The organism is Microbacterium sp. HSID17254 (assembly GCF_003989315.1).
In the GTDB taxonomy this organism is placed as follows: Bacteria; Actinomycetota; Actinomycetes; order Actinomycetales; family Microbacteriaceae; genus Microbacterium.
Genome location: NZ_RBLT01000027.1, coordinates 38,427 through 48,353, shown reverse-complemented (window position 1 = coordinate 48,353; position 9,927 = coordinate 38,427). Strand labels below are relative to the sequence as shown.

At 71.2% G+C, this 9,927-nt stretch carries 11 protein-coding genes and 1 pseudogene; 3 read left to right on the top strand and 9 right to left on the bottom strand.

The annotated features are described in order from the left end of the window. From D8M34_RS13730 to D8M34_RS13715, 4 genes and pseudogenes are all read right to left on the bottom strand, one after another. Positions 1-711 (bottom strand): annotated as a pseudogene (locus D8M34_RS13730) (CHAT domain-containing protein); the annotation flags it as partial. A gap of 48 nt (positions 712-759) precedes the next feature. Beyond that, positions 760-2,331, bottom strand: coding sequence for a S8 family peptidase (locus tag D8M34_RS13725; protein WP_126894273.1), 1,572 nt, complete (start codon positions 2,329-2,331; stop codon positions 760-762). A 50-nt stretch (positions 2,332-2,381) separates the two neighbouring features. Then, positions 2,382-2,837 (bottom strand): hypothetical protein, encoded by a 456-nt coding sequence (locus D8M34_RS13720; RefSeq protein WP_025104190.1) that lies wholly within the window; start codon positions 2,835-2,837, stop codon positions 2,382-2,384. Next, the gene (locus tag D8M34_RS13715; protein WP_238695663.1) at positions 2,834-3,457 is read right to left on the bottom strand and encodes an RNA polymerase sigma factor; all 624 of its coding nucleotides are present in this window, start codon (positions 3,455-3,457) and stop codon (positions 2,834-2,836) included. Before D8M34_RS13715 ends, D8M34_RS13720 begins: the two co-directional genes overlap by 4 nt. Before the next feature lie 119 nt (positions 3,458-3,576). Here D8M34_RS13715 and D8M34_RS13710 point away from each other — a divergent pair, with 119 nt between their 5' ends. Both D8M34_RS13710 and D8M34_RS13705 read left to right on the top strand, forming a co-directional pair. Further along, a complete protein-coding gene (locus D8M34_RS13710; RefSeq protein WP_025104188.1) occupies positions 3,577-3,795 on the top strand; it encodes an SCO4848 family membrane protein in 219 nt (72 codons plus the stop codon). Positions 3,796-3,996: 201 nt separating this feature from the next. Beyond that, positions 3,997-4,530 (top strand): hypothetical protein, encoded by a 534-nt coding sequence (locus D8M34_RS13705; RefSeq protein ID WP_126894271.1) that lies wholly within the window; start codon positions 3,997-3,999, stop codon positions 4,528-4,530. 15 nt (positions 4,531-4,545) lie between these two features. On the opposite strand, the gene D8M34_RS13700 is transcribed toward D8M34_RS13705, so the two are convergent. Further along, on the bottom strand, positions 4,546-5,844 hold the full coding sequence (locus D8M34_RS13700; protein WP_025104186.1) for an MFS transporter: 1,299 nt from the start codon (positions 5,842-5,844) through the stop codon (positions 4,546-4,548). Between the two features lie 70 nt (positions 5,845-5,914). On the opposite strand from D8M34_RS13700, the gene D8M34_RS13695 reads away from it, so the two are divergent. Beyond that, complete coding sequence (locus tag D8M34_RS13695; RefSeq protein ID WP_025104185.1) at positions 5,915-6,505, top strand: winged helix-turn-helix domain-containing protein; 591 nt, start codon at positions 5,915-5,917, stop codon at positions 6,503-6,505. Between the two features lies 1 nt (position 6,506). On the opposite strand, the gene D8M34_RS13690 is transcribed toward D8M34_RS13695, so the two are convergent. The 4 genes from D8M34_RS13690 to D8M34_RS13675 all read right to left on the bottom strand — a co-directional run bounded on the left by D8M34_RS13690 (position 6,507) and on the right by D8M34_RS13675 (position 9,790). Next, complete coding sequence (locus D8M34_RS13690; protein WP_126894270.1) at positions 6,507-7,625, bottom strand: FUSC family protein; 1,119 nt, start codon at positions 7,623-7,625, stop codon at positions 6,507-6,509. Between the two features lie 175 nt (positions 7,626-7,800). Further along, entirely contained in the window at positions 7,801-8,487 is a 687-nt protein-coding gene (locus D8M34_RS13685) for a hypothetical protein (RefSeq protein ID WP_071327961.1), read from the bottom strand. Then, positions 8,487-9,404 carry an ABC transporter ATP-binding protein gene (locus D8M34_RS13680; protein ID WP_126894269.1) on the bottom strand — a complete coding sequence of 306 codons (918 nt, stop codon included), beginning with the start codon at positions 9,402-9,404 and terminating at the stop codon, positions 8,487-8,489. The genes D8M34_RS13685 and D8M34_RS13680 overlap by 1 nt, the downstream gene beginning before the upstream one ends. Further along, positions 9,401-9,790: a GntR family transcriptional regulator gene (locus D8M34_RS13675; protein ID WP_025104181.1), complete on the bottom strand. Its 390-nt coding sequence runs from the start codon at positions 9,788-9,790 to the stop codon at positions 9,401-9,403. The genes D8M34_RS13680 and D8M34_RS13675 overlap by 4 nt, the downstream gene beginning before the upstream one ends. Between the last annotated feature and the right edge of the window lie 137 nt (positions 9,791-9,927).

Sequence of the window (9,927 nt, the reverse complement as noted above, 5' to 3'; positions counted from 1 at the left end):
CTGACGCATCCGCTGGGCACCGAACTGCACGGCCACGCGGGCGAGCAGCGCCTCCGCCTCGGTCGTCAGCCCGGCGTCGCGGAGCACCTCGGCGCGGTCGAGGTCGCTGATGGCGGTGGCGAGGGCGCTGGTGGCGGCGAACGTCGGCCGGGATTCGGCCATCAGGCGCAGCGCCGACACGAGGTCGCCGCCGAGGAGTGCGGCATAGCCGAGGTTGTGCGTGGCCTCGGCGAGCGAGTCCCGTTCGTCGTGCGCCTCGTAGATCGAGATCGCACGGCGGAGGTCGGCCATGCAGGTGTCCAGCTGATGGCGCTGCATCCGCACCACCGCCCGGTTCATCAGGCAGTTGGCGAGGGCGGGGGTCTCGGCCCCGGTCGCGGCCAGGGCATCGATCGCGGTGGTCAGGCTCGCCTCGGCCTCCTCCATCCGGCCCCCGTGCATGAGGAGGGCGCCGAGCTGCCCGCCGAGGAGGGCGACCGTCTCGGCCTGCAGCCCGTCCCGCGCCAGCGCCTCCCGGCACAGCGCCTCCGCGGCCGCGGGCTCGCCGGTCTGCGCGAGCACGTAGGCGGCCGTCCCGTCGATGCGGGCGCGGAGGTCGGCGTCGTCGGTGCGGGCGGCGGCCTTCTCCAGTTCTCGCCTGGCACGGGTGAACTGCCGGGCGTTGGCCGCCTCGACGCCGCGTCGGTGCAGCGCGCTCGCGGACAGGGGCATCCGTCCAGGATGCCGTGCCGGAGCGGTCGTGCGGAAGGGTGCGAGGGGTCAGAGCCGCTCGTGCGGAGTCGGCAGCGACTTCAGCACGGCGGCGACCGCCTTCCCGGCGACGGCGGGCTTCACCCCCGCGGCCGGGACGGCGCCGAGCTGGGCCGCGACCCGGCCGGCGATGTACGGAGCGGCGAAGGAGGTGCCGCTCCACACCGCGAAGCCGCCGCGGTAGTCGTCCGGGTCGAGCGTCTCGCGCGGCAGCCCGTCGATGTCCGCACGGGTCGCGGCCTGCGCGCCGCCGACGAAGGCGGGCGAGGTGCTGACCACGGCGGCGCCCGGGGCGTACACCTGCACCCAGGGGCCGACGTTCGAGAACAGGGCGACGGAGTGCGCCGACGGGTTCAGGGCGCCGACCGACACGTGCGGAGCGCCCTCGTCGGACGGCAGCCCGTTGTCGGCGCCGGGCCACGGCCACAGCGAGGCGGGGAACGAGGGCCGATCGATCGCGTCGTTGCCGGCTGAGCAGACGACCACGCAGCCGAGCTCTCTGGCCTTCGCGAGCAGCTCGTACAGGGTCCTGCTGAAGAGCCCGTCGGTCGGGGTCTCGTGGTAGTAGCTGAGGGAGAGGTTGAGCACGTCGATCGGGAAGCCGGTTGTCGGGTCCTCGCGGTGCCGCCGCAGCAGTTCCACGACCTGCGCCACGGTCTCCAGGAGCGTGCTCTCGTCGACCACCCCGAGCGCCCCGGCGACGCGGATGGAGAGGATGTCGGCGTCCGGGGCGGCCTGACGCACGAGGCCCGCAATGAAGGTGCCGTGACCGGCCACCGCGTCGATCTCGCCGTCGAGCTGCCCGTACAGGTCGGGGTAGCGTTCGGGGTCGGCGTCGTCCGTGAAGCCCACGGGGACGCCGTCGAGTTCGACGTGCCGGGTGACGATGTCCGACGGCAGCCAGGCGTGCTCGCCGCAGCCGGTGTCGAGGATCGCCACGACCGGTCGTCGTCCGCGCTTCGGAGCGGCGGCTCGAGCCGGAGCGGGGCCGAGCCAGGTGACCGGCTGCCGGGCCCCGCGTCCGGGCTCCAGGTAGTCGTCGCTGCCGCCTCCGCCGGGAGCGGCACCGCGGACGGGATTCGTCCGGGTGAACGGGTTGGTCCGGGTGAACGGGTTCGTCCGGGTGAACGGGTTGAGTCCGACCGGATCGATCGACAGCACGTGCTCCAGGCTGGTCCGCGGCATGGTCGAGCGCGACAGTCGGCGCGCGCGCTGCAGCACCCGCCAGGCGTCGGGCGCCACGGGGGACTCGCCCCTGGTCGGCTCATCCGGCGTGGTCAGGCGCGCCCGCAGGAACCCCGCGACACCCGGGACGAGCTCGCCGTTCCCGATCTCTCGCTCCGGCGACTCCAGCTCCAGCCGCCAGCCGAAGGAGTCCGCGGCATCCCTCAGGGCGCGCAGCTCGCGGTCGTACGCCTCCTCCTCGCCGAGGGCACGCGTGATGAGCAGCCGCTCGGGCAGGTACGCGGTGGGGAACGCGCGGATCCCATCCACCGGTTCCGTGCTGGGGTCGAGGGCGGTGCCGCGGCGGATCGATCCCTCCGCGCGGTCCTGCCAGGTCCATCCCTGGGGCTGCTCCATCGGTCATCCTCTCCGTGGGCATCGCCGGCGACGGCGCCGGCGATGCGGGGTCACAACTCGAACTGCGGGGTCTCCAGGGTGCGGGTCTCGTCGCCGACCGTCGCGGTCAGGCGCACGCGGCTGAGCCCGGACGGCACCTCGTCGAACACGAATCGGCCGGTCTCCGCCGGGGTCGTGCGGCGCTCGCGCTCGCCCTGCAGCAACAGGATCTCCGCGGCGGCGGTGTCCACCCAGCCGTCGATCCGCCGTCGCCCGGACGCGGTCGTCGTGACGTGGAGGAGGATGCTCGTGCTGCCGTCGCTGAACTGCAGGGTGAGGGCGTCGGTCTCGCCGCGGACCGCGCCGAGCTGGCCTTCCACGAGCGTGAGCAGCGCGTACTCGCGGTTGAGCCCGTCCGCGGCGACCGCGGCGACCATCCGGTCGATGAGGCCGGCCGGGACGGGGTCGACCTCTCTCCAGAGGCTGCGCAGGCGGGCGAACAGCCGGGCGTCGTCCTCATCGCTCATGATCGTCCCTCCGTCCGGGTGGCCGGGGCGTCGAGGAGGTCGCGGAGCTTCGCGAGGCAGCGGCTGCGGGTCGGGCCGATGCTGCCGACCGGCATGGAGAGGTCGCGGGCGAGGCGCGCGTAGTCCGGGCGGTCCTCGAAGGCGATCACCCGGAGGAGGCGCTGACAGCGCTCGGCGAGGCGGCGGACGGCGGCCCAGAGTCGGCGGTTCTCGTCGTCGAGCGCGGCGTGCTCCTCGGCGGACGCCTGCTCCGGAAGGAGGGCGTCCAGGTCGTCGGATTCCGCGGTGTCGACGCGACCGACGGCCTTCCCGACCTTCCAGGCCTCGCGGCGGGCGGTGGTCGTGAGCCAGGCCGAGACGGCACGCGAGTCGGCGATGGTGCCGTGGCCGCGCACGAGCTGGAGCCAGGTCGTCTGCACGACGTCTTCCGCGAGGGTGCGTTCGAGGCCGTAGGCGCGCACGACGTGCCAGAGCACGGGCGTCATCAGCCGCACCAGGTCGTCCATCGAGCGGCCGTCGCCATCGCGCCACGCATCGAACAGGTCCGCGGCGCGTTCCCAGCGTGCGCGCCCGTCGTCGGATGCCGGATCGAAGGCGGCGCCGGGGGCACCGTCGATCATGAAGCCCATTGTGATCACACCTACCAGGAGCACGGCAAGGGCTCGGTGATACATGTCGCCGTCCAAGAATTCCGACGGCCGGATCCGTGGTGCGACGCCGCCCTCGCCAGCGTGGAGGGGTGATCGCTCTCGTCGTCGTGCTGTTCCTCAACGCCGGTTTCAACGTGCTCGTCTGGCCGCGGTTCTACAGCCGCGTCGCGAAGGACCCGCGTGCCAGGGACGAGAACGGCAAGGCCACCCCGTTCCTCCGCGTGCACGTCATCCTCATCGCGATCGCGCTGGTGCTGGCCGTGGCCTCCGCGGCGGCGGGGATCACCGTGCTCGCGCTCGCGCCATGAATCGGTGGTCTCCTATCGGCTCTGATGTGACGGCGACCGACATCGATCGCGACCACTGTCCCGGGTGAGCCGCCGGCGAGATGTGTTCAGCTCTACGCGTTAGACGTCTTTGAACAAGACGAGAATCGGGAGAATCGGCACGGCGGTTGTCGCAGGATTGGTTGCTGAAGGGTGATTCGTGCGGATCGGTAGCCTGGGAGCATGCCGGAACTCTTCCGAAGTGCCGCCGGAAGCTTGCAGGAAGCCGGGTGGACGTTTGAGCCGCCGACGTCGATGGAGAACGGCGTTCCCTCCCCGCTGCGCGCGGCACCCGAAACGGTGATCCGCTGGGTGTCCTCGTTCTCACTCCTGTCGAGCTCAGACGAGACGGTGTGGTTCTTGTCCCGCGACGACTACTCGACCGGCGCGGAGGGGGCGTTCGCGTGGAACGAGTGTGAACTGCTGAGCATCCAGGCTGCGACGACGGATGATGAGGCGGTCGCGGTCTCCCGTTTCTGGAGGCGCCACGCACCCATCCTGCTTTCCGTTCGCAACGGATACGAGTACCTGGCGGTGCGAGACGACGGAGCAGTCGTCCACGGTTCCGAGCCAGAGTTCGAAGAAGCGGTCGTCGTGTTCTCTCACTTCGAAGATCTGCTGAGGTACACCACCGCGCGGCCGGCCCGGCGCGACCAGGTCGTCGACATCTTGCTGTTCGGTGCCGCCGACGTCACTGGCCCGACGCCAGGCGAGTAGCGCAGTGTCTCCACCTCAGTCCCCCTCGTACCGGGCGGCGTGCGCGGCCCAGCGAGACTCGACCGGGAGGCTGCGGAGGGCGCGGTTCCCGATCGCGAGGGCGGCGGCGACCACGCAGAGGGCCGCACAGATGAGGATGGTGCCCTGTCGTCCGAGCCCGGCCAGGCCGAAGCCGGCGATGAGCGGGGCGAGCGGCATCGCGCCCATCGCGAGGACCCCCATGGCGCTGTTCGCGCGTCCCAGCAGTCGAGACGGCGTGGCCACCATGAAGTAGCCCATCATCCCCGCGTTGAGGGCGGGGACGAGGAGCACCGTGGCACCGAGGACGGCGGCGACGGTCCACGGTGCCGACGCGAACGACAGCACGACGGCGCCGAGGGCGACCACTGCGAGCCCGCCGATCGTGAGCACGCCCGCCGGGATCCGGGGCACGAGGAGCGGGGCGACGATCGCGCCGACGAGCATCACGGCGCCGATGGCCGCGCTGACGGTTCCGATGAGGAGTTCGGAATGGCCCGCCTGCTGCAGCGCATAGACGGCCGTGGTGATCGCGGCGTTGAAGCCGAGGTTCACGATGGTCATGATGAGCATGACGCCGCCGAGGTCGGGGCGGGACAGCAGCCAGCCGAAGCCCTCGCGGAACTCCCGCCAGGCGTTCGGGCGCGCGGGGGGCGCGCCGCCGTCGTCCTCGTCCAGAGCGCCGACGTCGGCGATGCCCGCGCGCCGGACCTGTCGCCCGAGGAGCCCGGCGGTCACGGCGGCGACGAGGTGGCAGAGGGTCATGACCGCGCCGACGAGCCAGCCGCCCACCCCGAGGAGCAGGCCGCCCAGCGGGCCGCCGGCGAGCTGGAGGGCCGCATCGCGCCCCTGGTTCGCGGCCTGCGCGCGCCCCATCGCGTCGTCCGGGACGATCTCCTTCAGCGCGCTCTCGCCGGCGACGTCGAAGAGGCCGCTCCGCGCGGCCAGCAGCACGTCGATCACGAGGAGGGTCGCGAAGGTGAGGGCGCCGCCGAGGGCGAGGAGGGTGAAGGCCCCGGCCAGCACGATCCCCAGAATCGAGCCGACGAGCATGAGCACGATGCGCCGGTGCCGGTCCGCGATGATCCCGCCCACGAGGGTGAGCAGCACCCGCGCCACCATGCCCGCCCCCGCGATGATGCCGGCCTGTGCGGGGTCGTTCGTGATGACGAGCGCGAGGAGCGGGACGGCGAACCCGAAGAGCGCCGAGGCGAGCCCCTTGCTCGTGTCGCTGACGAGCCAGGTGAGGTAGCGCGTGTTCTGCCACAGGCGGTGCGGCGTGGTCGTCGTGCTCATGGCTCGACGATAGTTCCGCAAGAATAATTGCGCAACGGTTCGTGCGCATTTGCGTGACTAGGATCGGGGAATGGCTGACGACGCGGAGAAGACCTCTCGGGAGGACGCCGCCTTCATGACGTCGGCCATGCTCAAGGCCTACTCGCACCCGTTGCGCCGCCAGATCCTCCGCCTCATCGCGCGCCGCGGCTTCCTGCGCGCCGCGGACATCGCCGGCGCGCTCGACGTGCCGGCCAACAGCGCCAGCTTCCACCTGCGGGTGCTCGCCGAGGCGGGGCTCATCGAGGAGGCTCCGGAGCAGGCCAGAGACCGCCGCGACCGCGTGTGGACGGGACGCAAGGGTGCCCTCACCGTCGGCGGTCCGGAGAATCCGGTCGCGGACGAGGCGCTCGGCGATGCGGTGGTGGCCGCGCTCGCAGAGGACCACGTCGACCTGCTGCGCCGGGTGGTGGCCTGGACGCCCGAGTACGTGTCCGGTCGCACCGCCGAGGTGCATGCGTCGTTCGTGCAGCGCACCATCCGCCTCACGGAGGCCGAGTTCGACGACGTGATGCACAAGATCGATGACGTGCTCTCCGCCGCCGACGACGCGCACGACGACACCGACCCCGCGGGCCGTCACTGGCAGCTGGACATCGTCGTCGCCGACGACACCATCTGACTCACTCGTCTTCGTCGTCGAGGCGCTCGCCGCTGAGGATGAGGATGCGGCGGAGGTGCATCGCCGTCAGCACGCCCGGTCCCATCGAGCTGCGCACGTCGAACGTGCGGTCGTCGACCTTCTCCAGCAGGAGCCGGATCGCGCGCGCCGCCTCCGCGCGGCGGCGATGCGCCGCGCTCGAGGCGGGGTCGTCCTCCGCGATGACGTCGGCGACGGCGTGGCAGGCCGCCGACAACGGCTCGGGCAGCGCCGGATCCAGGGGCATGGCCGCCGGACGCTCCCAGATCGTGTCGGCCGTCGCGTCGGCGATGTCCCGGATGAGGTGCGCGATGCGGTCGAGCGTGGAGAGCTGCTCGTGGATGTGGGCGGTGCCCGCATGCCGGCGTCGCGCGCGCGGGTTGTAGCGGACGCTCTCGTCGGCCTCGGCCAGGGCGGCACGGAGGTCGGCGGTGGTCTCGGCGAGCGCTGCGGCATCGTCGGCCCACTGTGCGGTCTCCGGCGGCCAGGACTCCGAGACCGCGGAGCCGATGTCGTGGAGGTGCCCGGCGAGCTGTCGTCGGAACTCCTCCACCCGCGCCTCGGCCGATCCGATGAGCGGGGCGGGGGCGAAGAGGAGGTTCACCACCAGACCGATGACGATCCCGACCCCCATCTGGGCGAGGTAGCCGAGGGAGTAGTCGTCCGCGTTCTGACCGCCGATGATGAGCACGAACAGCGCCGCCATCGGGACGTACTCCTTGCCGACGCCGAACCAGCCGGTGCCCGAGACGAGAACGCCGAGGCCGACCACGAGGGGGATCGTCCACCACGTCGGCCCGACCGTGAGCACGATCAGCGCGGCCAGACCGATGCCGGTGGCCAGACCGAACAGGGTCTGCAGGCTCGACCGCATGGATCCCATGAGCGTCGGGTACATGCTCACGAGCGCGCCCAAGGGTGCGTAATACGGGTACTCGTCGGTGACCCCCGGCATGTGCGGCGCGATCGTCCACGCGAGCCCGACGGCGAGTGCCGTCTTGGCCACGAGGAGCAGGCGCGCGGGGCGGACGGCCTCACGGAGGGTGCGGGCGAGGTACGAGCGGCGTTCGCGGACGCGCAGGCGCGAGAGGTCGGGAGTCACGTCATCCTCTCCTCGCGGCGGTCGGGTGGTCCTGTCCGGCGAGGATAGGGCCCGCAGGCGGCGTGCGGCCACCGGGTTGCCCCGGCTCGGGTCGCCGGGTAGAGGGCGGCCGAACGCGGATGCCGCGACCGCGCGGGGTGCGCGGCCGCGGCATCCGCGGATTCCGGTCGTCGCGTCAGGGCGTGGCCCGACGGAACGCGAGGAAGGAGACGACGCTGAGGACGGCGACGACCACGAGCCCCCAGAGGGCGAGGCCCACGGCCCCGAGGTCGAGGATGCCGAGCCACACGTCGCCCCACAGCTCGAGCCGTGTCACGAGGAACACGACCCCCACGAGGAGGAGCGCCAGGGCGACGCCGACGATGGTGAGCACCATCGGACCCCAGCTCTTGTAGATCGTCGCGCCGGTGAACCCGACCACGAAGAAGAACAGCGCGAGTGTGAAGTAGACGACGAAGGCGCCGAGCGGGCCGGCCTCCCACAGCCACGGCAGGTGGAACACCCAGCCGTTCACTCCGTACCCGTTCGTGGCCAGCTCGATCGCGCCGCCCAGGAGGAAGAGGATGCCGAGCAGCGCGCTGCCGAGGATCGCGGTCAGCAGCGTTCCGATGAAGAACTCGCGCCGGGTGACGCTCATGGCCTGCGAGAACGGGAAGGTCAGCGTCATGGCCGACAGCCCGATCGCGAAGAAGTACCACAGCGGTGCCTGGCCGCCTCCGCCGTACTTAGGGGCGTCGCCGGGGATCATCGCGTAGATGAGGACCGAGATCACCACGGCCGAGGCGAGGATGATCAGCGGCACCCAGACGAAGGTCTGCCGGTTGATGAGCTGCAGGCGGATGACGTTGAGTGTGCGTCGCATCAGCGGACTCCTTCCGTGGTGGCGTCGGCTCTGGTGCCGGAGCGGGTCTCGGCCTTCTGGGTGAGGCGGACGATGAGCTGCTGCAGCGAGACGGGGGCGAGGTCGAGGCCGGCGGCCCGCACCTCCGCGCGATCATCGGCGGTGAGGGCGCCGAGCACGGTGACGGAGGCGACCCGACCGAGCTCGTCGCGGTGCAGCACCTCGCGATCGCCGACCCAGGCGTCGACCTTCGCGGCATCCCCGACGACGGTCACGGCGCGGTCGCGGACGGCATCCGTGTCCTCGTTGAGGAGGATCTGGCCGTTGTCGATCACGATGACCTTCTCGATGAGGTTCGCGACCTCGTCGATCAGGTGCGAGGAGAGGATGATCGTGCGCGGGTGCTCCGCGTAGTCCTCCACGAGACGGTCGTAGAAGATCTGCCGGGCGACCGCGTCGAGCCCGAGGTACGGCTCGTCGAAGAACGTGATCTCGGCGCGGGAGGCCAGGCCGATGATGACGCCGACCGCGGAGAGCTGCCCGCGGGAGAGCTTCTTGATGGTCTGCTTCATCGGCAGCTGGAACTCCGCGATGAGCTCGTCCGCGAGGGCCTGGTCCCAGTGCGGGAAGAACAGGCGGGCGGCGGCGAACGCGTGCCGCGGGGTCGCATCGTCCGGATACTTCTGGCTCTCCCGCACGAAGCAGATCCGGCCGAGCACATGGGCGTTCTCGTACGGGTGCTCGCCGAACACCTTCACGGTGCCGGAGGATTCGAAGTTCTGGGCCGTGAGGATCGACATGAGTGTCGTCTTCCCGGCGCCGTTGCGGCCGAGGAGCCCGTAGATCGAGCCTCCCTCGAGAGCGAGCGACACGTTGTCGAGCGCCCGCTTCTCCTTGTAGCGCTTGGTGAGGTTCTGCACCTCGATGACGGCGGTCATGCGGGGTTCTTCCCTTCTGGGGTGGGGGCGGATGCGGCGCGCTGCCGGAGCAGGTCCGCGAGGTCTTCCGCGCCGAGGCCCAGCGTGCGGGCCTCCGCGAGGAGCGGGTCGATGTAGCGGTCGGCGAAGGCCGCGCGGCGCTCGCCGAGGAGCAGCTCCCTGGCGCCTTCCGAGACGAACATGCCGATGCCTCGGCGCTTGTGGAGCACTCCCTTGTCGGTGAGCATGGCGACTCCCTTCGCGGCGGTGGCGGGGTTGATGCGGTAGAACGCGGCGAGCTCGTTCGTCGAAGGGGCCTGCGCCTCCTCGGCCAGTGAGCCGTCGAGGATGGAGTCCTCGATCTGCTCGGCGATCTGGAGGAAGAGCGGCTTGCCTTCTTCGATCACGAGTCCTCCGTGGTTGCTGGGTTACTTACTTGACTAAGTAACCACGGAACCGGCCACGGTGTCAACCCCTCTGGATGTGGGCGGGCACAGCTTCGGAGATCTCCGTCGACATGCCGCCCGTCGGTCGGTTCCGGCGG